The organism is Streptomyces sp. NPDC001904, from assembly GCF_040297005.1.
Classification (GTDB): domain Bacteria; phylum Actinomycetota; class Actinomycetes; order Streptomycetales; family Streptomycetaceae; genus Streptomyces.
In genome coordinates this window covers 46176-69967 of sequence record NZ_JBEOYI010000032.1, presented here as the reverse complement: position 1 = coordinate 69967, position 23792 = coordinate 46176, and the positions used below count along the sequence as shown (strand labels likewise).

Annotated in this window: 23 protein-coding genes; 10 read left to right on the top strand and 13 right to left on the bottom strand. The window is 72.1% G+C overall.

Annotation, left to right across the window (positions count from 1 at the left end; genetic code table 11):
• Positions 1-351: 351 nt before the first annotated feature.
• The 5 genes from ABT127_RS34570 to ABT127_RS34550 form a co-directional block, all read right to left on the bottom strand.
• Positions 352-1422 carry an aspartate-semialdehyde dehydrogenase gene (locus tag ABT127_RS34570; protein ID WP_351458973.1) on the bottom strand — a complete coding sequence of 357 codons (1071 nt, stop codon included), beginning with the start codon at positions 1420-1422 and terminating at the stop codon, positions 352-354.
• Entirely contained in the window at positions 1422-2705 is a 1284-nt protein-coding gene (locus ABT127_RS34565; RefSeq protein WP_351458970.1) for an aspartate kinase, read from the bottom strand. The genes ABT127_RS34570 and ABT127_RS34565 overlap by 1 nt, the downstream gene beginning before the upstream one ends.
• A 229-nt stretch (positions 2706-2934) precedes the next feature.
• Positions 2935-3600 (bottom strand): DUF5063 domain-containing protein, encoded by a 666-nt coding sequence (locus tag ABT127_RS34560; RefSeq protein ID WP_351458968.1) that lies wholly within the window; start codon positions 3598-3600, stop codon positions 2935-2937.
• On the bottom strand, positions 3593-4192 hold the full coding sequence (gene recR / locus ABT127_RS34555) for a recombination mediator RecR (RefSeq protein ID WP_018529216.1): 600 nt from the start codon (positions 4190-4192) through the stop codon (positions 3593-3595). The genes ABT127_RS34560 and recR overlap by 8 nt, the downstream gene beginning before the upstream one ends.
• Before the next feature lie 57 nt (positions 4193-4249).
• Entirely contained in the window at positions 4250-4594 is a 345-nt protein-coding gene (locus ABT127_RS34550) for a YbaB/EbfC family nucleoid-associated protein (protein ID WP_026245530.1), read from the bottom strand.
• A 238-nt stretch (positions 4595-4832) separates the two neighbouring features.
• On the opposite strand from ABT127_RS34550, the gene ABT127_RS34545 reads away from it, so the two are divergent.
• The 3 genes from ABT127_RS34545 (at position 4833) to ABT127_RS34535 (ending at position 7106) form a co-directional block, all read left to right on the top strand.
• Complete coding sequence (locus ABT127_RS34545) at positions 4833-5552, top strand: SLATT domain-containing protein (protein WP_351458964.1); 720 nt, start codon at positions 4833-4835, stop codon at positions 5550-5552.
• Positions 5553-5673: 121 nt separating this feature from the next.
• Positions 5674-6369 (top strand): GntR family transcriptional regulator, encoded by a 696-nt coding sequence (locus tag ABT127_RS34540; RefSeq protein WP_351458961.1) that lies wholly within the window; start codon positions 5674-5676, stop codon positions 6367-6369.
• 86 nt (positions 6370-6455) lie between these two features.
• Entirely contained in the window at positions 6456-7106 is a 651-nt protein-coding gene (locus ABT127_RS34535) for a putative DNA-mimic protein (protein ID WP_351458958.1), read from the top strand.
• Positions 7107-7153: 47 nt separating this feature from the next.
• Here ABT127_RS34535 and ABT127_RS34530 read toward each other — a convergent pair whose 3' ends face one another.
• Entirely contained in the window at positions 7154-8509 is a 1356-nt protein-coding gene (locus tag ABT127_RS34530) for an aspartate aminotransferase family protein (protein WP_351458955.1), read from the bottom strand.
• Positions 8510-8722: 213 nt separating this feature from the next.
• On the opposite strand from ABT127_RS34530, the gene ABT127_RS34525 reads away from it, so the two are divergent.
• Positions 8723-10546 carry a serine/threonine-protein kinase gene (locus ABT127_RS34525; RefSeq protein WP_351458952.1) on the top strand — a complete coding sequence of 608 codons (1824 nt, stop codon included), beginning with the start codon at positions 8723-8725 and terminating at the stop codon, positions 10544-10546.
• Positions 10547-10606: 60 nt separating this feature from the next.
• On the opposite strand, the gene ABT127_RS34520 is transcribed toward ABT127_RS34525, so the two are convergent.
• Positions 10607-11890, bottom strand: a complete 1284-nt coding sequence (locus tag ABT127_RS34520; RefSeq protein WP_351458950.1) for an adenylosuccinate synthase — start codon at positions 11888-11890, stop codon at positions 10607-10609.
• A 181-nt stretch (positions 11891-12071) separates the two neighbouring features.
• Between ABT127_RS34520 and ABT127_RS34515 the strand changes: the two genes are divergently transcribed.
• A complete protein-coding gene (locus ABT127_RS34515; RefSeq protein ID WP_351458947.1) occupies positions 12072-12911 on the top strand; it encodes a diacylglycerol kinase family protein in 840 nt (279 codons plus the stop codon).
• 107 nt (positions 12912-13018) lie between these two features.
• On the opposite strand, the gene ABT127_RS34510 is transcribed toward ABT127_RS34515, so the two are convergent.
• The gene (locus tag ABT127_RS34510) at positions 13019-13438 is read right to left on the bottom strand and encodes a MarR family winged helix-turn-helix transcriptional regulator (RefSeq protein WP_351458995.1); all 420 of its coding nucleotides are present in this window, start codon (positions 13436-13438) and stop codon (positions 13019-13021) included.
• Positions 13439-13660: 222 nt separating this feature from the next.
• On the opposite strand from ABT127_RS34510, the gene ABT127_RS34505 reads away from it, so the two are divergent.
• A complete protein-coding gene (locus ABT127_RS34505; protein WP_351458944.1) occupies positions 13661-15118 on the top strand; it encodes an MFS transporter in 1458 nt (485 codons plus the stop codon).
• A 55-nt stretch (positions 15119-15173) separates the two neighbouring features.
• Positions 15174-15932, top strand: coding sequence for an SDR family NAD(P)-dependent oxidoreductase (locus tag ABT127_RS34500; protein WP_351458941.1), 759 nt, complete (start codon positions 15174-15176; stop codon positions 15930-15932).
• On the opposite strand, the gene ABT127_RS34495 is transcribed toward ABT127_RS34500, so the two are convergent.
• Positions 15929-16432 carry a GbsR/MarR family transcriptional regulator gene (locus tag ABT127_RS34495; protein WP_351458938.1) on the bottom strand — a complete coding sequence of 168 codons (504 nt, stop codon included), beginning with the start codon at positions 16430-16432 and terminating at the stop codon, positions 15929-15931. The two genes, ABT127_RS34500 and ABT127_RS34495, sit on opposite strands and share 4 nt — an antisense overlap.
• Positions 16433-16534: 102 nt before the next feature.
• On the opposite strand from ABT127_RS34495, the gene ABT127_RS34490 reads away from it, so the two are divergent.
• From ABT127_RS34490 to ABT127_RS34480, 3 genes are read left to right on the top strand one after another with little or no spacing between them, the layout of a single operon-like run.
• Complete coding sequence (locus ABT127_RS34490; RefSeq protein WP_351458936.1) at positions 16535-17440, top strand: ABC transporter ATP-binding protein; 906 nt, start codon at positions 16535-16537, stop codon at positions 17438-17440.
• Positions 17437-19017 (top strand): ABC transporter permease, encoded by a 1581-nt coding sequence (locus ABT127_RS34485; RefSeq protein WP_351458933.1) that lies wholly within the window; start codon positions 17437-17439, stop codon positions 19015-19017. The genes ABT127_RS34490 and ABT127_RS34485 overlap by 4 nt, the downstream gene beginning before the upstream one ends.
• A 42-nt stretch (positions 19018-19059) precedes the next feature.
• Positions 19060-19320: a hypothetical protein gene (locus ABT127_RS34480; RefSeq protein WP_351458930.1), complete on the top strand. Its 261-nt coding sequence runs from the start codon at positions 19060-19062 to the stop codon at positions 19318-19320.
• Here ABT127_RS34480 and ABT127_RS34475 read toward each other — a convergent pair.
• The 4 genes from ABT127_RS34475 to ABT127_RS34460 all read right to left on the bottom strand — a co-directional run bounded on the left by ABT127_RS34475 (position 19283) and on the right by ABT127_RS34460 (position 23745).
• A complete protein-coding gene (locus tag ABT127_RS34475) occupies positions 19283-20494 on the bottom strand; it encodes a cytochrome P450 (RefSeq protein WP_351458927.1) in 1212 nt (403 codons plus the stop codon). The two genes, ABT127_RS34480 and ABT127_RS34475, sit on opposite strands and share 38 nt — an antisense overlap.
• 183 nt (positions 20495-20677) lie before the next feature.
• Complete coding sequence (locus ABT127_RS34470) at positions 20678-21352, bottom strand: response regulator (RefSeq protein WP_351458924.1); 675 nt, start codon at positions 21350-21352, stop codon at positions 20678-20680.
• Positions 21349-22668, bottom strand: coding sequence for a sensor histidine kinase (locus ABT127_RS34465; protein ID WP_351458921.1), 1320 nt, complete (start codon positions 22666-22668; stop codon positions 21349-21351). The genes ABT127_RS34470 and ABT127_RS34465 overlap by 4 nt, the downstream gene beginning before the upstream one ends.
• Before the next feature lie 201 nt (positions 22669-22869).
• The gene (locus tag ABT127_RS34460; protein WP_351458919.1) at positions 22870-23745 is read right to left on the bottom strand and encodes an alpha/beta hydrolase; all 876 of its coding nucleotides are present in this window, start codon (positions 23743-23745) and stop codon (positions 22870-22872) included.
• Between the last annotated feature and the right edge of the window lie 47 nt (positions 23746-23792).

Below are 23792 nucleotides of genomic sequence, written 5' to 3'. Positions count from 1 at the left end.
TCCCCCCGTCAGGGTTGTACGCGCCCAGCACCCCATTTGCGACACACTTCGCCCCCGTCAGCGGTGGCGCCGCGCTCAATGCCGACATGCGTACCTGCTCTTCCCCTATGCCCCTGTTGCGCCCTGCGCGCGAGACCCCCGAGGGCGCCCGCTAAAGACGCTCCCCGCCCCGCGTGCGGTTGCGGGGCGGGGCGGGAAATCTTCGAACGCTCAACGGTCCGTCGGCAAGTGGTATGGACCAAAGCCGCACACAGAACCTACACAGATTTTAAGATCGAATCCGCATATGGGAAGGGGCGGCCCGCAGGCCGGACGCCCGGCGCGCCCCATATCCCGACATAGGGGCGGGGATCAGCCCGCGGTGAACTCCGCCGCCACCAGTTCGGCGATCTGCGCGGTGTTCAGCGCGGCCCCCTTGCGGAGGTTGTCCCCGCACACGAAGAGTTCGAGTCCGGTCGGATCGTCGAGCGAGCGCCGCACGCGGCCCACCCAGGTCGGGTCGGTGCCCACCACGTCGGCGGGCGTGGGGAACTCGCCCGCGCCCGGGTTGTCGAAGAGCACGACGCCCGGCGCGGTGGCGATGATCTCGCGCGCCCGGTCCACGGTGACCTCGCTCTGGAAGCGGGCGTGGACGGTGAGGGAGTGCGTGGTGACGACCGGCACCCGCACGCACGTCACGGCGGCCTTCAGGTCCGGCAGCCCGAGGATCTTGCGGGACTCGTTCCGCACCTTCATCTCCTCGGACGAGAAGCCGTCCTCGGCGAGCGAACCCGCCCACGGTACGACGTTCAGCGCGACCGGCTCCGGGAACGGCCCGGTGGCGTCGCCGACGGCCCGGCGCACGTCGCCCGGGCTGGTCCCCAGCTCCGTACCGGCGACGAGCGACAGCTGGGCGCGCAGGGTCTCGACGCCGGAGCGGCCGGCGCCGCTCACCGCCTGGTACGAGGAGACGACCAGCTCGCGCAGGCCGAACTCGGCGTGCAGCGCGCCGACGGCCACGATCATCGACAGGGTGGTGCAGTTCGGGTTGGCGATGATGCCGCGCGGCCGCACGCGCGCGGCGTGCGGATTGACCTCGGGGACGACGAGGGGCACGTCGTCGTCCATCCGGAAGGCGGCGGAGTTGTCGACGACGACCACGCCCTTGGCGGCGGCGATCGGCGCCCACTGGGCGGCCACTTCGTCGGGCACGTCGAACATGGCGACGTCGACGCCGTCGAAGACCGACTCCTCCAGGGCGGCGACCTCGACCTCCTCGCCGCGCACGGTGAGCTTGCGCCCGGCCGAGCGCGGGGAGGCGATCAGCCGGATCTCGCCCCAGATGTCCGCGCGCTGCGACAGCAGCTGCAGCAGAACGGCGCCGACGCTCCCGGTCGCACCCACGACCGCGAGCGTCGGACGCCGCATGGAGTTTTCGGCCATCAGCGGCCGGTGCCTCCGTAGACCACGGCCTCGTCGGAGTCCGAGTCGAGCCCGAAGGCGGAGTGCACGGCGCGCACGGCCTCGTTCACGTCGTCGGCGCGCGTGACCACCGAGATGCGGATCTCGGAGGTCGAGATCAGCTCGATGTTGACGCCCGCGTCGGTCAGCGCCTCGAAGAAGCCGGCCGTGACGCCCGGGTTCGTCTTCATGCCGGCGCCGACGAGCGAGATCTTGGCGATCTGGTCGTCGTAGCGCAGCGAGTCGAAGCCGACGTTGGCCCGCTGCTTCTCCAGGGCGTCGATGGCCTTGCGGCCCTCGGTCTTGGGCAGCGTGAAGGAGATGTCCGTCAGACCGGTCGACGCCGCCGACACGTTCTGGACGATCATGTCGAGGTTGATCTCGGCGTTCGCGATGGCCCGGAAGATCTTCGCGGCCTCGCCCGGCTTGTCCGGAACGCCGACGACGGTGACCTTCGCCTCGGAGGTGTCGTGCGCGACACCGGAGATGATCGCCTGCTCCACGGCCTCTGCCCCTTGCTTCTTCACGAGCGGTTCGTTGCTGACCCACGTGCCCTGCAGTCCGCTGAAGCTGGACCGCACGTGGATCGGGATGTTGTAGCGACGGGCGTACTCCACACAGCGGTGGAGCAGCACCTTCGAGCCGGAGCTGGCGAGCTCCAGCATGTCCTCGAAGGAGATCCAGTCGATCTTCCGCGCCTTCTTCACCACGCGCGGGTCGGCGGTGAACACGCCGTCGACGTCGGTGTAGATCTCGCAGACCTCGGCGTCGAGCGCGGCGGCAAGGGCGACCGCGGTCGTGTCGGAACCGCCACGGCCGAGCGTGGTGATGTCCTTCTTGTCCTGCGAGACGCCCTGGAACCCGGCGACGATGGCGATGTTGCCGTCGTCCAGGGACTCCTTGATGCGCCCCGGCGTGACGTCGATGATCCGGGCTTTGTTGTGGACCGAGTCGGTGATGACACCGGCCTGACTGCCCGTGAACGACTGGGCCTCGTGGCCCAGGTTTTTGATCGCCATGGCCAGCAGGGCCATGGAGATCCGCTCTCCGGCGGTCAGCAGCATGTCGAACTCTCGCCCGGCAGGAATGGGAGATACCTGCTCGGCGAGATCGATCAACTCATCCGTCGTGTCGCCCATCGCGGACACCACGACAACCACCTGGTTGCCGTTCTTCTTGGCGTCCACAATGCGCTTGGCGACCCGCTTGATGCCCTCGGCATCTGCAACGGAGGAGCCTCCGTACTTCTGCACGACAAGGCCCACGTGCGCTCCTCGCTCAGTCCGTCTGTCACCGCGCATGCGCATGCATGGCGGTCGGCTCAGTTTAACGAGCGGCCGAATTCCGCCCCGGCTGTATCGCATCGTGAGATGTCCCGCCCACGAAGTGATCACCGGGCCAATTTGGCCATCGGCGTCCGGCCGCTCCGGACAAGCACATGCCCAGGCCCTCCGGGGTCAACCGGAATCGTGGGGCGGGTCACATTCGGGGGGGCTACTTCACCGTGCGCAGGCCCAGGGGGGCGGCGATCTCCTCGGCCATGACGCGGCCCGCCTCCTCCTCCAGGGCGTCCTCGCCGCTGGAGAGGTCCTCGTCGGTGTCGAGTCCGTCGAGTTCGGCCAGGGGCTGGTTCAGGCGGACGTGGGCGACCAGGGACTGCAGGGCGCGCAGGGTGGCCGAGGCGGTCGAGCCCCAGCTGGAGAAGTACGAGAACTGCCACCACCACAGGGCCTCGGTCACCCGGCCCGCGCGGTAGTGGGCCATGCCGTGCCGCAGGTCGGTGACGACACCGGCCAGGTCGTCGGAGATCCGGGCCGCGACGGGCGCCTTGCGGGGCTCGTACGGGTCGAAGACCTCGGAGTAGACGTCGATCGGGTCGAGCATTCTGGCCAGGCGCTCGCGCAGCTCGTCGACATCGGCCTCCGGGCCGAGGTCCGGCTCGTAGCGCTCGTCCGGGACGATGTCCTCGTGCGCGCCGAGCCGGCCGCCCGCCAGCATCAGCTGGGAGACCTCCAGGAGGAGGAACGGCACGGCGGAGTCCGGCTCGTCGCCCTTGGCGATCTCGGCGACCGCGACGATGAACGACTCGATCTGGTCGGAGATCTGGACCGCGAAGTCGTTCGGGTCCTGGCTGGTGGCGTACAGGGTGGCATCAGACATCTAGGAGTCGTCTCCCCTCGAAGGCCCGGCCGAGGGTGACCTCGTCCGCGTACTCCAGGTCGCCCCCGACGGGGAGGCCGCTGGCCAGGCGGGTGACCTTCAGGCCCATGGGCTTGATCATGCGGGCGAGGTACGTCGCCGTGGCCTCGCCCTCCAGGTTCGGGTCGGTCGCCAGGATCAGCTCGGTGACCGTCCCGTCCGCCAGGCGGGCGAGCAGTTCCCTTATCCGCAGATCGTCCGGGCCGACGCCCTCGATGGGGCTGATCGCCCCGCCGAGCACGTGGTACTTCCCGCGGAACTCACGGGTCCGCTCGATCGCGACGACGTCCTTGGGCTCCTCGACCACGCAGATGACGGAGAGGTCGCGGCGCGGGTCCCGGCAGATGTTGCACAGCTCCTCCTGCGCCACGTTTCCGCACGTGGCGCAGAAGCGGACCTTCGCCTTGACCTCCATCAGCGCCTGCGCGAGCCGCCGGACGTCGGTGGGCTCCGCCTGGAGGATGTGGAAGGCGATCCGCTGCGCGCTCTTGGGACCGACGCCGGGCAGCCTGCCCAACTCGTCGATGAGGTCCTGGACCACGCCTTCGTACACGGATCGGTCGCCTTCCGGTGGAGTGTCGCTCGGTACGTACGGTAGTCGGCGCCCGCCCTAGAAGGGGAGGCCCGGGATGCCGCTGCCGCCGCCGAGGCCCTGCGCCAGCGGGCCGAGCTTCTGCTGCTGCAGCGTCTGCGCGTTCTCATTGGCCGCCGCGACCGCCGCGATGACGAGATCGGCGAGGGTCTCGGTGTCCTCGGGGTCGACCGCCTTCGGGTCGATCGTCAAGGCCCGCAGCTCGCCCGAGCCCGTCACCGTGGCCTTGACGAGGCCGCCGCCCGCCTGGCCCTCGACCTCGGTCCGCCCCAGCTCTTCCTGGGCCTTCGCGAGGTCCTGCTGCATCTTCTGGGCCTGCTGAAGCAGCTGCTGCATGTTGGGCTGGCCACCACCGGGGATCACGATCAGCTCCTGGGGTCCGGGTGCGTGCGGTCTGAGTACCGAGCCTACGTGGTCCCGGGGGCCACCGCCCCGGCACCTTTGACTGCACTCTTTCGAGTGAGAGCGCCTGCGGCCCTATACCTGATGAAGGCCCACTTCTAGGCGTAAAACCCGCGAAAACGGGACCTTGGCCACCCATTGGGCGGTAGGAAGATGCTGCACGTCGAGCCCCAGCCGTGACCAGTCGAGGGAGTGCCGGGTGAGTCAGCCGGAGATGCAGCCCGAAGGACCGCCCCAGGAGGGTTTCGGCGACCTCACCGGGCGGGCGTTCCCGCTCGGCGACTGGGGCGAGCCCGCCGAGCGGCTCGACGAGCTGTACCGGTGGGTCGAGCGGGGTGCGCTGCGGACCGCGGACCGGTACTTCGCCGGCCGGATCTGGAAGCGCCGGGGCGCGCGGGCGCTGCGGGCGGGGACCGTGCTGGGCGCCGTGTGCGCCGGGGCGCTGCCGCTGCTCGATCTGACGGGCACCGCGTCGGGCACGGCGCCGTGGGGGTATCTCGCCCTGCTGCTGGCCGTGGCGTGCGTCGGGTGCGACCGGTACTTCGGGCTGACCTCGGGCTGGATAAGGGATGTCGCCACGGCACAGGCGGTGCAGCGGCGACTGCTGGTGCTGCAGTTCGACTGGGCCTCGGAGAGCGTCCGGGAGGTGCTGGGGCCGGCCGACGGGACGGCGAGCGAGGCGGCCGAGCGGTGTCTCGGGGTGCTGCGGCGGTTCTCCGAGGACGTGACGGAGCTGGTGCGGGCCGAGACGACGGACTGGATGGTGGAGTTCCGCTCCGGCCCCGCGCCGCTGGTCATGCAGTCCGCGGTCCCCGGCGCGACGGCCCGCACCCCGGACACGAACGGCATCCCCCGCTTCCCCCTCCCCCCGGGCACCCGCCCCAACATGCCCCGCCAACGCCCCCCGGAGCCGAGGTAGCGCCCCGTAAGGGGCGCGGGGAACTGCGCGATCAGCCACGACGAGACCGGCACCCGTAGGACGACCGCCCCGCGGCTAGGCTGACCGGAACACATCACCCAGCTGCCCCCGGAGGGGACCCGTGGCGCCCGCATCCGACGCCCCCACCGTCACCCGCTCCACCCTGCGCCAGCAGATCGCGGACGCCCTGCGCGACGAGATCCTGAGCGGGCGCCTCACCCCCGGCCAGGAATTCACCGTCAAGGAGATCGCCGACGGCTACGGCGTCTCGGCCACCCCCGTCCGCGAGGCCCTGGTCGACCTCACGGCCCAGGGCCTGCTCGACTCCGCCCAGCACCGCGGCTTCCGCGTCCACGAGTACTCCCTGGCCGACCACCGCGCCATGATCGAGGCCCGCAGCCTGGTCGCCGACGGCATCTTCCGCGGGCTCACCGAGAGCGCCCCCGAGGATCCGGCCGCCTACGACGCCCTGGCCGGGGTGCGCCGCCGCGGCGAGGAGGCGGCCCGCGCCGCGACCGCCGGCGACCTGAACGTGCTGATCGGCTACGACCTGCGGTTCTGGCGGGAGCTCTCGGCGCTCTTCGGCAACCCCTACCTCTCCGACTTCTTCCACCGGCTGCGCGTCCAGTCCTGGATGTACACGGTGCCGCTCCTGCGCGGGGCCGGGGAGCTGAAGGGCCGTCTGTGGGCCGGGCACTGCGAGCTGGTCGACGCCCTCGTCGACCGGGACCCGCGCCGCGCGCACGCGATCATCGCCGCGTACAACGCCGACTCGCTCGCGCTGATCGAGCGCCTCACCGGCGGACAGCCCCTCTGAACGGTTAGCTGCAAGAGAGGTCTGCCCCGGCCCGCCGCGCACTACCCTTGCGCTGACGCCAGGACGTCCGACTCTAAGGAGCCCCCTTGGCCTGTGACCTGTGGCTCGTCCCCCTCGTCGACGTGCTGTGCCACAGCCCCGACAATCCCTTCGCCGACGAACTCGCGCTCTACGACAAGGCGTTGCACGAGGCAGGACTGCCGCCGGTGCCGGTCTACTCGTACATGCCGGGACTCTCGGGCGACGTGGCCCCGGTCGCGGGGTTCGACTACGACGCGCTGCACTTCCTGCGCCGCGCGTATCTGCTCCAGCTGTGCGGTCTCGCGGTGACCCCGGTCGACGAACTCGGCGGGGACTACGAGCAGTTGCTGGAGATGTTCGAGTCGACGGCGCAGAGTTCGCATCTGGTGTGGCACTACGACCACGCGGGCGCGTACGTGCCCGTGGACTTCCCGACCCCGCTGTCCAACGACGAACTGCTCGCCGGGGGCGGCCCGCTGGGCTCGTCGCACGCGCTGCTGCGCGAACTGGAGTACGTGGCTCCGGCGATCGGGATCGACCCGTCGAACCCGCCGGTGGCGCCCGCGCCGCCCACCGGTCCCACCGCGCTGGAGGAACCGGCGGCCGCGGTGCCGCTCGACGACAGCCCGTTCGCGCGGGAGCGGCACGTATGGCTGGGCCTGCACCAGGCGGCGACGCGCAGCCTGGCCCAGGGCTCGATGATCATCTTCAGCTGAACCGTTCCGGTGGGCCGGTCCCCCGGCCCACCGGAAACACGACGGCTCTAGGCCGTGTGCTCGTCCGCGACGGAGAGCGCCGCGTCCAGGGCGGCGAGGCCCTCCTTGGCCTCCGCCTCGGTGATGTTCAGCGGCGGCACGACGTGGGTCCGGTTCATGTTGATGAAGGGCCACAGGCCGTTCTTCTTGGCGGCGGCGCCGAACGCGGCCATCGGCGCGTTGTCCGCACCGGCCGCGTTGTACGGCACCAGCGGCTCGCGCGTCGCCTTGTCCCGTACCAGGTCCAGGGCCCAGAACATGCCGACGCCGCGCACCTCGCCGACCGACGGGTGCCGCTCGGCGAGCTCGCGCAGCGCGGGCTCGATGATCTCCGCGCCGGTCCTCGCGGCCTGCTCGACGATGCCCTCCTCCTCCATCGCGTTGATGGTGGCGACGGCGGCGGCGCAGGCCAGCGGGTGGCCGGAGTACGTGAGACCGCCGGGGTACGGGCGCTTGGCGAAGGTCTCGGCGATCGCGCCGGAGATCGCGACGCCGCCCAGCGGCACGTAGCCCGAGTTCACGCCCTTGGCGAAGGTCATCAGGTCCGGCGTGACGTCGTACAGGTCGGCGGCGAACCACTTGCCGGTGCGGCCGAAGCCCGCCATGACCTCGTCGAGGACGAAGACGATGCCGTACTTGTCGCACAGCTCGCGCACGCCCGCGAGGTAGCCCTCGGGCGGCAGCATGATGCCCGCGGTGCCCGGGACCGTCTCCAGGATGATCGCGGCGATCGTCGCCGGACCCTCGAACTGGATCGTGGACTCCAGGTGCTCCAGGGCGCGGGCGCACTCCTGCTCCTCCGTCTCGGCGTAGAAGCGCGAGCGGTACAGGAACGGCGCCCAGAAGCGCACGACACCGGCCGAGCCGCTGTCGTTGGCCCAGCGCCGCGGGTCCCCGGTGACGTTGATCGCCTGCTGGGTGCCGCCGTGGTACGAGCGGTAGGCGGAGAGCACCTTCGGGCGGCCCGTGTGCAGGCGGGCCATCCGCAGGGCGTGCTCGACGGCGTCCGCGCCGCCGTTGGTGAAGAAGATCTTGTCGAGGTCGCCGGGGGTGCGCTCGGCGATGAGGCGTGCGGCCTCCGAGCGCGACTCGATCGCGAAGGCGGGCGCGAAGGTCGTCATCGTCGCGGCCTGCTCCTGGATCGCGGCGACGACCTTCGGGTGCTGGTACCCGATGTTCGTGTAGACGAGCCCGGAGGTGAAGTCGAGGTAGCGGTTGCCGTCGTAGTCCCAGAAGTACGAGCCTTCGGCACCGGCGACGGCGAGCGGGTCGATGAGCTCCTGTGCGGACCAGGAGTGGAACACGTGGTTGCGGTCCGCGGCCTTGACGGCGGCGCCGACCTGGGGATTCGGCTGAGGGGTCATGGGGCCGAGGGTAAAGGGACGCGGCCCCCGGGTGCCATCGGCGTCCTGTCTGCGGGACGCCGGGGAACACGACAGTCTGTCGCCCGGTCCGTCGTGCGGGTTCTCTGTCAGGACAGGTCCGTTACGGAACCGTAGAAGCCAGTACGGGTCCCTCTGTCGTAGGTCGGCACTATTCTCGGTTTGTTGCACACGTACGGGGGAGGGTGGCGCGACATGGACAGACTTGAGGCTCTGGGGCCGGGGGATCCGCAGCGCATCGGGGCGTACCGGCTGCTCGGCCGGCTCGGCGCGGGGGGCATGGGGCAGGTGTACCTGGCGCGCTCGGAGCGCGGGCGCACGGTCGCCGTGAAGCTGGTGCGCGAGGAGCTGGCGGAGCAGGAGGAGTTCCGGGACCGGTTCCGGCAGGAGGTGCAGGCGGCCCGGCAGGTCGGCGGCGCCTGGACGGCGAGCGTGCTCGACGCGGACACCGGGGCGCAGGTCCCGTGGGTGGCGACCGCGTACGTGGCGGGGCCCTCGCTCCAGCAGGTCGTCTCGCACGAGTACGGCGCGCTGCCGGAGCGTTCCGTGCGCATCCTGGCGGCCGGTCTCGCCCACGCGATCAAGGACGTGCACGCGGCCGGGATCGTCCACCGCGACCTGAAGCCGTCGAACGTGCTGGTGACGATCGACGGACCGCGCGTCATCGACTTCGGCATCGCCCGCGCGCTGGAGACGATCACCGACGGCGGTCTGACGCGGACCGGCGCGCTGGTCGGATCACCCGGCTTCATGGCGCCCGAGCAGGTGCGCGGCGACCGGATCACCCCGGCCTGCGACGTGTTCTGCCTGGGGTCGGTGCTCTCGTACGCGGCGACCGGCGCACTGCCGTTCGGCACGTCCAACAGCGGGGTGCACGCCCTGATGTTCCGGATAGCCCAGGAGGAGCCGGACCTGACGAACCTCCCGGAGGGGCTGCACGAGCTGGTCCTGGACTGTCTGCGCAAGGAGCCCGGGGAGCGGCCGACGCCGGACGAGATCCTGGAGCGCACCGGCGCCGAGGACACCCTGGGCGACGGCGGCCGCACCCGCGACCCGTGGCTGCCCGGCGCCCTGGTGGCCCAACTGGGGCGGCACGCCGTGCAGTTGCTCGACTCGGAGGACCCCGACGGCGGCGACGCCCCGGCGGCCGTGGCGTCGCCCGCGCCGCCTCCGCCCGGTGCGCCCGGCGGTGCGACCCCGGTGAACCACCTGCCGACGGTGGTCGTCGGCCAGAGCGCGCCGCCGGCCGCCCCGGCCCCGCCGGCCGCCACGCCGAACCCGCCCGCGTACGGCTATCCGCCGCAGGCCCCGGCGTACGGCTATCCGCAGGGTGCCTGGGCGCAGACCCCGCCCTACGGCCCCGCGCCGCTGCCCCCGCAGGAGCCGCGCCGCACCCGCTCGACGGCGGCGCTCGTCGCGGTGGCGCTGATCGTGGCGCTCGGGGCGGGCGGCTCGGTGTACGCGCTGATGAAGGACGACGGCAGCGCAGGGAGCGGATCGCCGCAGGCCGGCGGCTCGGGGTCCGCCGCTCCGGCGTCGTCGGCGTCCCCGTCGCCCCGGACCTCGGCCCAGGGCCAGGACACCCCCACCTCGCAGCAGCCGGCCACGCCGACCGGGACGGTCGAGTCGCCGTCGCCGCAGTCGGGCGGCGGCGCGGGCGAGATACCGGCGAAGTACCTGGGCACGTGGGACGGCGCGATCGACAACGAACTGGGGCACCACCCCCGCCAGATCACCATCCAGCAGGGCGATCGCGGCGACACGGTCCTGTCGATGACGGCGGACGGCTACGACAAGGAGGGCACGGCCTACCACTGTGTCTTCCAGGGCGAGCTGACGTCGGCCAGCGATTCCACCCTGCACATCGGCTCCACCGACCCGGTGGTCGCCGAACCCCGCACGGACTGCGCCCCGGGCCGGCCCAGCACCATCACGGTCCTGCCCTCGGGCGAACTGCGCCGCGTCATGATCGACGCGACCGGCAAGAAGCAGACCCTGACGTACACGAAGAGCGGCTGAGGCCCTCATGACGGTGCCCCGGCCCGCCGAAGGCGGACCGGGGCACCGTCGACTGCCGTCCTACAGGAACGAGTTGATCTCGATCGTCTCGTCGCGGCCGGGGCCGACGCCGATGGCCGAGATCGGGGCGCCGGACATGTCCTCCAGCGCCTTCACGTAGGCCTGCGCGTTCTTCGGGAGGTCGCCGAAGGTCTTGGCCTTCGTGATGTCCTCCGACCAGCCGGGCAGGTACTCGTAGACCGGCTTCGCGTGGTGGAAGTCGGTCTGGCTGTACGGGAGTTCCTCGACGCGCTCGCCGTCGATCTCGTACGCGACACAGACCGGGATCTGCTCCCAGCCGGTGAGGACGTCCAGCTTGGTGAGGAAGAAGTCCGTCAGGCCGTTCACGCGGGTCGCGTAGCGGGCGATGACCGCGTCGAACCAGCCGCAGCGGCGGTCACGGCCGGTGGTCACACCGCGCTCGCCGCCGATGCGGCGCAGGTCCTCGCCGTCCTGGTCGAACAGCTCCGTGGGGAACGGGCCGGCGCCGACGCGGGTCGTGTACGCCTTCAGGATGCCGATGACCCGGCCGATCTTCGTCGGGCCCACGCCGGTGCCGGTGCAGGCGCCGCCCGCGGTCGGGTTCGACGAGGTGACGAAGGGGTACGTGCCGTGGTCGATGTCGAGGAGCGTGCCCTGGCCGCCCTCGAAGAGCACGACCTTGTCCTCGTCCAGCGCGTTGTTGAGGATCAGGGTGGTGTCGGCGACGTAGCCCTTGATCTGGTCCGCGTAGCCGAGCAGCTCCTCGACGACCTGCTGCGCCTCGATGGCGCGGCGGTTGTAGAGCTTGGTGAGCAGCTGGTTCTTGACCTCCAGCGCCGCTTCGACCTTCTGGGTGAGGATCGACTCGTCGTAGAGGTCCTGGACGCGGATGCCGACGCGGTTGATCTTGTCCGCGTAGGTCGGGCCGATACCGCGGCCGGTGGTGCCGATCTTCCGCTTGCCGAGGAAGCGCTCGGTCACCTTGTCCACCGTCACGTTGTACGGCGTGATGATGTGCGCGTTTCCGCTGAGCAGCAGCTTGGAGGTGTCGACGCCGCGCTCGTTCAGACCGCTCAGCTCGGAGAGCAGGACCGACGGGTCGACGACGACACCGTTTCCGATGACCGGTGTGCACTCCGGCGAGAGGATCCCGGAAGGGAGGAGGTGGAGCGCATACTTCTGGTCGCCGACGACGACCGTGTGACCGGCGTTGTTGCCGCCCTGGTAGCGCACCACATAGTCCACGGATCCACCGAGCAGGTCGGTGGCCTTTCCCTTGCCTTCGTCACCCCACTGAGCACCGAGCAGCACAAGTGCGGGCACAGGCGTACACCCCTTCCGGGCGGGGCATGTCCAAGGTCAGGGGTCCGCGCCGCGTCGGTGCGGCGGGCCTTCGTGAGCCTTGGGGTGCCCCGGAATAGACGAAGCCCCTGGCGCAATAGCGCAAGGGGCTCTTGCACAAAGATGCTACCCGAGGAAGCGAGGCAAGGCCGAGGTGGCGGCGTTGGACCTTCCATCTGACCGTACGGACGAGGAGCTGTCCCGGCAGTTGCTGGTGATCGTCGATCCGTTCGCCCGGCGCACGGACGGGGAGTCCGTGCGGATCGCCAAGGACGTGCTGTGCGCGGGCGCGACGGCCAAGGTGTGCCTGCCGGACGGCCCGGAGGATTTCGCGAAAGCGCTGGCCAAGCGGGGTGCGCGGCGGCCGGTGGTGGTCGGGGACGACCGTGCTCTGCTGCGCGCGGTGTCGCTGCTGCACCGGGAGCGCGAGCTGTCCGGCGCGGTGCTGTCGATGGTGCCGGTGGGGGCCGGCGTCTCGCTCGCGCGCTCGCTCGGAGTGCCGTCCGGGGCGGTCGCCGCGGCGCGGGCCGCGCTGTACGGCACGGAGCGGCGGCTCGATCTGCTGGTCGACGACAGCGACGGGGTGGTGCTCGGCGATCTGCGCATCCCGCCGCTGGCCGAGGCGCCGGAGGGCCCCGGTGCCGGGCCGCCGTGGCTGCGGACGTGCCGCTCGCTGGTGCGGTCGCTGGCCGCGCGGCCCGCCCGGCAGGCTCCGGCGGACTCCGTCGCGCCCGCGCGGCTGCGGGTGGAGGCGGACGGGGTGACCCTGGTGGACCTGGACCAGCCGGTGGAGGGCGTCCGTGTGCGGCCCGCGGCCGGGACGGGGCTGGCGCGGGTGGAGGTGCGGTGCGTGCGGTCGGCAGGGCTGGCCGTCCGGGCCCGGACGGTCACGGTCTCCGGCGAGGACTTCCGCTACCGGTCGGACTCCGCGGTCATCGGGGGGCCGGTGCGGCGGCGGACCTGGACGGTGCGGGGTGGGGCGTGGGGGTTGGCTCTGCCGTGACGGTGCCGGGTCGTTCGGCTGACGGCCGGTGGGGCTTCTCGCGCAGTTCCCCGCGCCCCTGAAGCGAGCTGCGCCCGCTCAGGGGAAGGCTGCGCGCAGCGCATGCCTCAGGGGCGCGGCCAGGGCCTGCCGTCAAGCCGCTCGATGGCCCGGTTCAGCCGCTGCAGCCCGGCGGCGAAATCGGCCACCTCGTCCTCGGTCCAGTCCTCCATGAGCCCTTCGAGCACCCCGAGATACCGGGCCCGGTCGTCGTCGAGGAACGTCCCGCCCGCCTCGGTGATCCGGAACTTGCGGGCGATCCCCCCGTCCGGGTCCGGGATCCGCTCGACGAGCCCGGCGCGCATCATCGCCGCCGTCTGCCGGTTGAGCGTGGAGGCGTCGAGCCCCGTCGCCTCGCTCAGCTGACCGATCGACATCGGCCCGACCATCTGGATCCGGGTGAGCAGGATGTAGGCGCTGCGGTCGAGATGCCAGTCGGTGCCTCTGACGCGCGGACCGAACAGGTAGCCGTGCCGGCCGAGCAGCATGGTCTCGAACTCGACCTGGCGCGTGGTCTTGTCCTTGCCCGTGCCCTTGCCCACCTCGTCCACGTCCACCTTCACCTTTCTCGCAATCCGACCTCGTCAGCAGGTATATCACGCGAGATGTGCACCATACATACGTTGTGCATCATGCATATCAGCTGTACGGTGCACATGCCCGGACCGCAGGAACGCGGAGGGCCTCGTCGACAAGGAGCGCTGTCAGTCATGGAAGCAAGCAAGCCCGAAGCCGAGGGCTCCGGGCGCATCGTCGCCGTCCTCGCGTTCGGCGGCATCGTGGCCTCGATCATGCAGACGCTGGTCGTGCCCCTGCTCGGCGAACTGCCCACGATCCTCGACACCTCCGCGTCGAACGCGACCTGGGTGGCCACCGTCACCCTGCTCGCCGCCGCCGTGGCCACGCCCATCATGGGCCGCCTCGGCGACCTGTACGGCAAGCGGCGGATGCTGCTCGTCTCGACCGTGCCGCTGGTCCTGGGCTCGGTCGTCGCGGCGCTCTCCACGAACCTGGCGACGATGATCACCGGCCGTGCGCTGCAGGGCCTCGGCGTCGGTCTCGTACCGCTCGGCATCAGCCTGCTGCGCGACCTCGTACCGCCGGAGAAGCTCGGCACCTCCATCGCCCTGATGAGCGCCTCGCTCGGCATCGGCGGCGCGCTCGGCCTGCCCTTCGCCTCCGCCATCGCGGACTACGGCAGCTGGCGCGTGCTGTTCTGGGTGTCGGCCGCGCTGAGCGTGGTCATCGGCGTGCTCTACAAGGTCGTCGTGCCGGACAACGAGACGCGCCGGGAGACCGCGGGCGGCTTCGACTACGCGGGCGCCGCCGGTCTGGGCACCGGACTCGTGGCCCTGCTGCTCGCCGTGTCCAAGGGCGCCGACTGGGGCTGGGGCAGCGGCACCACGCTGGGTCTCTTCGCCGCCGCCGTCGTGGTCCTCGGCGGCTGGGGCCTGTGGGAGCTGCGCACCGCCGAGCCGATGGTGGACCTGCGCACCACGGCCCGCCCGCAGGTGCTGCTGACCAACGCGGCCTCGGTCGTCGTCGGCTTCGCGATGTACGCCTCGTCGCTGCTCGTGCCGCAGCTGCTCCAGCTGCCGAAGGCGACCGGCTACGGGCTCGGGCAGTCGATGATGGCGATGGGCCTGTGGATGATGCCGGGCGGCCTGATGATGATGGTCGTCGCGCCCCTGGGCGGAAAGCTCACCGGCAAGCACGGGCCGAAGCTGACGCTGCTGCTCGGCACGCTCGTGATCGCGGCCGGCTACGGCGTCTCGGTCTTCCTGATGGGCGCCGCCTGGCAGTTGATGGTCGCGATGTGCGTCATCACCGCCGGTGTCGGGCTCGCGTACGGGGCCATGCCCGCACTGATCATGGGTGGCGTGCCGCAGTCGGAGACCGCGGCGGCCAACAGCTTCAACACGCTGATGCGCTCCATCGGCACCTCCGTGTCGGCGGCCGTGATCGGCGTCGTGCTGGCCCAGATGACCACACAGCTCGGCCCGGTCACCCTGCCGTCGGAGAACGCCTTCCGCACCGGCATGCTCCTCGGCTGCGGCGTCGCGGTGGTCGCCGCGCTGATCACGCTGACGATCCCGTACCGCAAGGCGCAGACCGTCACCGCGGCCGAGCCGGCCCCGGCGGACCTCGCCCCGTCCCCGCAGTCCTGACCGGCCGCCCGCACCCAGCAGCACCGAGCACCGCCGCACCACCGAGGAGCACCACGTGAGCACCGAGAACAACCGCGCCGTCGTCGTCACCGGAGCCGGTTCCGGCATCGGGCGGGCCGCCGCGCTCGCCTTCGCCGGGCAGGGCGACCGGGTGGTCGTCGCCGACCTGAACGCCGAGGCCTCCGCCGCGGTGGTCGCCGAGATCGAGGGCGCGGGCGGCACCGCCGTCGCCGTCGTGGGCGATCTGAGCGACCAGAAGGTCGTCGACGAGGTCGTCGCGACGGCGCTGGCGCGGTTCGGCGCGATCGACGTGCTCGTCAACAACGCCGGGATCATGGACTCGATGTCGGCCGTCGCCGACGTCACCGACGCCGAGTGGGAGCGGCTGCTGCGGATCAACCTCACGGCGCCGTTCCTGCTGTCCCGGGCCGTGGTGCCGCACATGCTCGACGCCGGGCGGGGCGCGATCGTCTTCACCGCGTCGGAGGCGGCGCTGCGCGGCTCGGCCGCCGGGGCCGCCTACACCGCCGCCAAGCACGGCATCGTGGGGCTGACCAGGTCGATCGCCGTGATGTACCGGGGCAAGGGCATACGGGCCAACGCCATCGCGCCCGGCGGCACGATCACCAACATCCAGCTGAACGTCGACCCGGCCGCGGCGGGCCCGCAGGCGCTCGGCGCCTACCTGGGCAACGTCGGCACCCCGGCCGGGGCCGAGACCCAGGCCGCGGCCATCGTGTTCCTGGCCTCGGACGCGGCGAGCAACATCAGCGGGGCCGTCCTTCCGGTGGACGGCGGCTGGTCCGCCGTCTAGAACCCGTCACCCGCTCCGTCCAGATCGAGCGTCCTGCGGTGCTCCCGCCAGCGCTCCATCATTCCGGTCAGCTCGGTCTGGACGAACTCGAAGAAGGCCAGCGTCTCGGCGAGCCGCCGGCCGGCCGGGGAGTCGGCGCCGATGGCGTCGACTCCTTCGCGCAGGGCGTCCTCCCACCGCTTGAGCACGGTGTCGCGGCTGGTCAGCGCCTCGTACCACTGGTTGTTGTGCACCCGGAACAGATCCCGCCGGGTCCCCGGCTCACGCTCCCTGGTGACCATGTGCTGCTGGGTCAGATAGCGCACGGCCCCCGAGACGGCGGCCGGGCTCACCCGGAGCCGCTCCCCCAGCTCGGCCGAGGTCAGCGCGCCGGAGTCGGAGGCGAGCAGCGCCGCGAAGATCCGCGCGGGCATCCGGGCCATCCCGGCCTCGGCCAGCTGCGCCGCGAACCGCTCGACGAAGCGGGCCCGGGCCTGTGCCGCAGCCTCTGCCGTGTCCATGTCCCGATCATCTCCCCTGTCCGGCGTGCCCCGTTCCGTGCCCCCGAGTTTATACGTTTCCTTAACTTCACAAGTTTGTGAAGTGCGCGTAGCTTCAGAAGCATGACGAAGGCAATCGCGGTCTCCGGGCTGCACAAGTCGTTCGGCAGGACGCGCGCCCTCGACGGTCTCGACCTGGAGGTCGGGGCGGGAGAGGTGCACGGCTTCCTCGGGCCGAACGGGGCGGGCAAGTCGACCACCCTCCGCGTCCTGCTCGGCCTGCTGCGCGCCGACTCCGGAGCCGTGCGACTGCTCGGCGGCGATCCGTGGGCCGACGCGGTCGAGCTGCACCGCAGGATCGCGTACGTCCCGGGTGACGTGACCCTGTGGCGCAACCTCAGCGGCGGTGAAGTCATCGATCTGTACGGGCGGTTGAGGGGCGGGCTCGACCGGAAGCGCCGGGCGGAGCTCATCGAGCGGTTCGAGCTGGACCCCACCAAGAAGTGCCGCACGTACTCGAAGGGAAACCGGCAGAAGGTCGCGCTCGTCGCCGCCTTCGCCGCCGCCGACATCGACCTGCTCATCCTCGACGAGCCCACCTCCGGGCTCGACCCGCTGAAGGAGGAGGTCTTCCAGGCGTACGTGCGGGAGGCCGCCCGCGAGCACGGCCGGACCGTGCTGCTGTCGTCCCACATCCTCAGCGAGGTCGAGGAGCTGTGCGACCGGGTCTCCATCATCAGGAACGGACGGACCGTCGAGAGCGGCACCCTCGCCGAGCTGCGCCACCTGACCCGGACCAGCATCACCGCGGAACTGACAGCGGAACCAGGTGAGTTGGCCACCCTGCCCGGCGTCCACGGCCTCGACGTGCAGGGCCACCGGGTCCGGCTCCAGGTCGACACCGACAGGCTCGACGCCGTACTGCGGTCCCTGACCGCGTCGGGCGTGCGGTCGCTGACCAGTGCCCCGCCCACCCTGGAGGAGCTGTTCCTGCGCCACTACGCCCAAGAGGGGGTGGCCGCCCGATGACCGCGACGGCGGGCACCGGGACGCTGCTGCGGCTCGCGCTGCGCCGCGACCGCCTGATGCTCCCGCTGTGGGTCTACGTCGTCGCGCTGACCGTGATCTCCATGCCGAGGACGCTGAAGGGCCTGTACGCGACGGCCGGGGAGCGGGCCGGGGTGCTGACCACGATGCGGGCCGACGGCTCGCTGCGCGCCCTGTACGGCCCGGCGCTCGACGACTCGCTGGGCGGGCTGACCGTCTGGCGCGTGGGCGCGTACGCGGGCCTGTTCGCGGCGGCGATGAGCCTGCTGATCGTCGTACGGCACACCCGTGACGAGGAGGAGAGCGGGCGTCAGGAGCTGGTGTCCGCGGCGAGCGTGGGCCGCCGGGCGCCGCTCACCTCGGCGCTGCTCGCGGCGCTCGTCGCCGACGCCGCGGTGGCGGTGCTCATCACGGCCGGCATGGCGCTGACGGCGGACTCGGGGTTCGCGGGCGCGCTCGCCCTCGGCCTCGCGACCGGCGGCACCGGGATGGTCTTCGCGACGCTGGCGGCGATCGTCGCCCAGTTCACCGAGAGCGCACGGCTCGCCCGGGGGCTGAGCGCGGGCCTGCTGGGCGCCGCGTTCGTGCTGCGGGCGGCCGGGGACGCGGGAAGCGCCGACGGTTCCTCCGTGCCGACCTGGCTCTCCCCCATCGGCTGGCTGGAGAACACCCGCGCCTACGCGGGCGAACGCTGGTGGGTGCTGCTGCTGTTCGCGGCGGCCGCGGTCGCCCAGGGCGCGGTGGCGTACGTGCTGGCCGGGCGGCGCGACATCGGCATGAGCTTCTGGCCGTCGCGGCCGGGGCCCGACCGGGGACGCCTCGGGTCGGCCGGTGCGCTCGCCCGGCGGTTGCAGCGCGGCAGCCTCATCGGCTGGTCCCTCGCCTTCCTCGCCTCGGGCGCGGTGCTCGGCGCGGTGACCGACGGCGCGACGGACCTGGTCGGCGGCAGCGAGAACACCCGGCGGATCATCGAGCGGATGGGCGGGCAGTCCGGGCTGACGGACGCGTTCCTCGCCGGGATGACCGGCCTGCTCGGCATGGTCGCCGCGCTCTACGTCGTCCAGGCGGTCCTGCGGATGCACGCCGAGGAGACCGCGCAGCGCGCCGAGCCGGTGCTGTCCGGCGCGGTGGGCCGGCTGCGCTGGGCTGCGGGCCATCTGACCGTCGCGTTCGCCGGTGCCGTCCTCGTCATGCTGCTCGGGGGGCTCGGCCTGGCGGCGGGCTACGGGCACGACCTCGGCGCGATCCTGGGCGCCTGTCTGGTCCAGCTCCCCGCGATCTGGGCGCTCGGTGCGGTGGCGGTGTTCCTCTACGGCCTCGTCCCGCGGGCCGCCGTCGGCGGCGGCTGGGGCGTGGCGGGCGCGGCGCTGCTGCTCGGCTGGATCGGCCCGGCGCTCGACCTGCCGCGGGCCGTGCTGAACCTGTCCCCCTTCGGGCACCTGCCGAAGCTCCCGGGCGGGGAGATGGCGTGGGGGCCGGTGCCGGCGCTCTGCGCGCTCGCGGCGGTGCTGGTCGCGGCGGGGCTCGCCGGGCTCGGGCGGCGCGACCTGTCCGCCTGAGCCCGGGAACCCGGAAGAAAGGCTTCAGCGTCCGTTACGGGCATGGGCCAACGCACACAGGCCACCGCCGGCTGCCTCTCCGCGCTCGCCGGGCTCGGTCTCGGGCTCGCCGTGTGGCGGGAGCTGACCGAGGGGCGCGTCCACCGCTTCGAGGCGGGCCCGGACTGGCGGCTGGTCTCCCTCGCGCTGCCCGCCTGCCTCATCGGGGGCATCGCCGTCGGCGTCCTCGGCGGGCTGCTGCTGCACCGGCTGCTCGGGCCTCGCCTCAGACCTCGACGGCAAGGCCCGCCAGACCCCGGATGACGAAGTTCGGGCTGCGCTCCGGTTCGGCGGCGAGCCGCAGCGTGGGCGCCTGGGTGAGCAACGCCCGCATCGACGCGGCGAGTTCGAGCCGGGCCAGCGGCGCCCCGATGCAGTAGTGGATGCCCGCCGAGAAGGAGATGTGCGGGTTGTCGGCGCGGGTCAGGTCGAGCCGGGCCGGGTCGGCGAAGACCTCCGGATCGTGGTTGGCCGAGCCGAAGAGGAGGGCCACCTCCGAGCCGCGCGGGACGGTGGTGCCCGCGATCTCGATGTCCTCCAGGACCCAGCGCTCGAAGAGCTGGAGCGGGGTGTCGTAGCGCATCAGCTCCTCGATCGCGGACGGCACCAGGGAGTGGTCGGCGCGCAGGGCGGCGAGCTGGTCGGGGTGGCGGAAGAGGGCCGCCCAGCCGTTCACCGTCGAGTTGACCGTGGCCTCGTGGCCCGCGTTCAGGAGCAGGACGCAGGTCGAGATCATCTCCTGCTCGGTGAGCCGGTCGCCGTCGTCATGGGCCGCGATCAGCCCGGAGACGAGGTCGTCGCCCGGGTCCGCGCGCCGCTGGGCGATCAACTCCCGCAGGTACGCGCTGAAGTCGACCGAGGCCCGTACGGCGGCCCGGGCGACCTCCTCCGGCGGGTTCAGCTCGTACATCCCGCAGATCGCCGCCGACCAGGGCCGCAGCGGAGCCCGGTCGGCCTCGGGCACGCCGAGCATCTCGGCGATGACCGCGACGGGGAGGGGTTCGGCGACCCGGGTGAGCAGATCGCCGCCGCCGTCCGCGACGAGCCCGGCCACCAGCTCGGACGCCAGCTTCTCCACGTACGGCTGGAGCCGCTGCACCGTGCGCGGGGTGAACGCCTTCGAGACCAGGCGGCGGATCCGGGTGTGGTCCGGCGGCTCCAGGTCGAGCATGCCGTGGTCGTTGAGGGTGTGGAACGGCTCGTGCTCCGGCGGCGGCGCGGTCCGCCCGAACTCCTCGTGGGCGTACCGGTGTTGATAGGTGCGGCCCAGCCTGCGGTCCCTGAGCAGGGCGGACACGTCGGCGTGGTGCGGGACGAGGTACTGGTTCGTGGGCTCGAACCGGTGCACCCGGCCCCTCGCGCGGAGTTCCGCGTACGCGGGGTACGGGTCGGCCAGGAAGGCCGGGGACCAGGGGTCGAAGGGGGCGGTGTCGTTCATGGCGTGACGTTAGTACCCGGGGTCGGGGTGCGGGTAGGGCCTGATCGTCTGCCGGGTTTGCGTGGGTGGGCGGGTGCGGCCCGGTGGGGCTTCTCGCGCAGTTCCCCGCGCCCCTGAGATGCGCACTTCGTGCGCCATCTCATCACTGCGCGGCCGGCCCCCACCGGAGTCGTACGAGTCGTCTCAACCGGGGGTCACCAGGCGGGCCTCGTAGGCGAAGACCGCCGCCTGGGTGCGGTCGCGCAGGCCCAGCTTCACCAGGATCCGGCTGACATGGGTCTTGATCGTCGACTCGGCGACCACGAGCCGCTCGGCGATCTCCACGTTCGACAGGCCCTGCGCGATGAGGACCAGGACCTCGGTCTCGCGGTCGGTGAGTTCGCCGTACGCGGCCGGGTTCTGCGCCGCCGGGAGCTTCGGGGTGTCGGACAGCTTGGAGAACTCGGTGATCAGGCGGCGGGTCACGGTCGGCGCGAGCAGCGCCTCGCCGGCCGCCACCACCCGCACTCCGTCGGCGAGTTGGCGCGCGGAGGCGTCCTTGAGCAGAAACCCGGAGGCGCCGGCGCGCAGCGCCTCGTACACGTACTCGTCGAGATCGAAGGTGGTCAGCACGAGGACGGCGGGGCCCTTTGTCGCCGTCCCGGCGGCGACGATCTCGCGGGTCGCCTCGATGCCGTTCATCTCGGGCATGCGGATGTCCATCAGGACGACGTCGGGGTTCAGGTCGCGGACCCGGGCGACCGCCTCGATACCGTTGACCGCCTCGCCGACGACCTCGATGTCGGGCATCGCGTTCAGCAGCACCGAGAAGCCCTCGCGGACCATCATCTGGTCGTCCGCGATCAGCACCTTGATCATGCGCCGGCCTCCGGCGCGGTGACGACCGGCACGAAGACCGTGACCTCGTAGCCGCCGTCCTCCGTCTCGCCCGCCGTCATCTCGCCGCTGAGCATGGAGACCCGCTCGCGCATGCCGGTGATGCCGTGACCGGCGCCGGGCGAGGCCTTGCGCAGGCCGGTGGCCGGGCCGTTGACGACGCGCAGGCCGAGCCCGCCCAGGACGTAGCCGATGTCGACGGCGGCCTCGGCGCCGGGCGCGTGGCGCAGGGTGTTGCTCAGCGCCTCCTGCACGATCCGGTACGCCGACAGCTCGACGCCGGGCGGCAGGTCGCGGACCGCGCCCGTGACGGTCTTGGTGACGGTCAGGCCCGCCTCCCGCACGTTCTCCAGGAGCCGGTCGAGGTCGGCGAGCGTGGGCTGCGGCGCGTCCGGCGCCGTCGGGTACGCGGCGGAGTCCACCCGTACGACGCCCAGGACCCGGCGCAGTTCGGTGAGGGCCGCCACCGCGTTCTCCCGGATCGTGACGAAGGCCTGCTCCAGCTCGGGCGGCGGGTTCTCGACGCGGTAGGGGGCCGCCTCCGCCTGGATCGCCACCACCGACATGTGGTGGGCGACGACGTCGTGCAGTTCGCGCGCGATGGTCGTGCGCTCCTCCAGGAGGGTGCGCTTGTCGCGCTCGACGGCGGTGACGGTGCGCTCGGCGACGACCTGGCGCCTGGTGGTGCGGTTGGCCTGGATCAGGACGACGAGGGCGAGCACGATGCCGGAGAACAGCGCCATCAGCACCGCGTCGCTGTCGTACCAGCCGCCGAGCGCCTCCCCGGCGAACACCCCGTACAGCCCGCTGATCACCCACATCCAGGCCGCCGTGCGCGGGCGGGTGCGGGCGGCGACGATCGCCATCACCACCGTGTGCGCCATGATGCTGCCGCTCGCCCACGGGTAGAGATCGCCGCCCTCGATCACGAGGACCGGGGCGGCGGCCAGCGAGATCCACCAGGCGAGCACCGGGCGCACCAGGGTCAGCGCCACAGGCGCGGCCGCGATCGTCCCCAGCGCCAGCGAGCCGAACTCTCCGACGGTGGCCGTCGCGCCGACCGCCAGGCTGATCAGGGCCAGGCACACGACGACGATGTGCGGCAGGATGTCCAGCTCACGCCGTATCTGCTCGGGGAAGAGCTGGGCGAGCGGGCCGTCCGTCGCGAGGCGCGGCAGCGGGCGGTAGGCCCGCACGTCCTGGAACAGGTCCGCGCGCAGGCCGCGCAGCGCCGACTGCACGAAGCTGAACTCGGGGCTGCGCTCTTTGGGGCCCGTGGCGGGGGTCGTCTCGGTCATGCCCCGACGGTACGGCTCGGGCCGCTCTCCGGTCGTCCCCAGGGAGACGGGTGCTGCGGGTCCGTCCTGAGTACTACGCGTCCGCGTCCGCGGGGTTTCCGCCGGTCGTGCGGGTGCGGCCCGGTGGGGCTTCTCGCGCAGTTCCCCGCGCCCCTGAAGCGAGCTGCGCGATCAGCCGCCCATCCACGCGCACCCGGCGGATCAGCAGGCCAGTTGGGCGATCTCCTCCGCCACCACCGCGCAGGCGTCCGCCGCCGGGTCGATCAGCGGGAAGTGGCCGACTCCCTCCAGGAAGGTGACCCCCACGACCTCACCGGCCTTCGCCGCCGCATCGGCATACGCCTCGGCCAGCGCGAACGGCACCGTGGTGTCGGTGCGGCCCTGGACCAGCGTGGTGGCGATCCCCGTCGGCAGCAGGAGCGAGGGATCCGCGTACGGCCGCCGCTCGTCGAACAACCCGGTCTCACCGCCCAGGAGTTGACCGGCGGCACCCCCGCACACGCCCAGCTCCTCGGCGAGCGCGAGGTCCGCGATCGGAGCGAGCGCCACCACACCGCGCAGGGCGGCCGCGGCCCGGGTGTGCCAGGGCGCGTCCTCGGGCAGCACATGCCGCGCCGCCGCCCACAGCGCGAGCTGCCCGCCCGCCGAGTGCCCGACGGCGACGACGCGCCGGGCGTCCGCCGTCGGCAGGTGCTCGGCGGCCAGCGCGGGCAGCGCGTCGAAGGCGGCCGCCACGTCGTCGAACGTCTCCGGCCAGCGCCCCGCCACCGGCCCGTCCGCACCCTGGTGCGGCAGCGAACTGCCGCGCCGGTACTCGACGTTGGCGACGGCGAACCCGCGCCGGGCCAGGAAGTCGCACAGCGGGCTCAGGTGCGTCCGGTCGTACGGCGCCCGCCACGCGCCACCGTGCAGGGCGACGACCAGCGGGGCCGGGCCCGTCCCGCCGCGCGGCGTGTAGAAGTCGACGACCTGATCCGGGTGATCGCCGTACGCGACAGTGACGTCCGGGGGGACGGCGGGGTGCGAGAAGGCCGACGTCTCCTCGGCCTCGTCGCGGGCGGCGGCTTCGTCCGGCATGCTCCGACCTCTCAACGCGCAGGGGAACCAGCAGAGAAACAACAGGG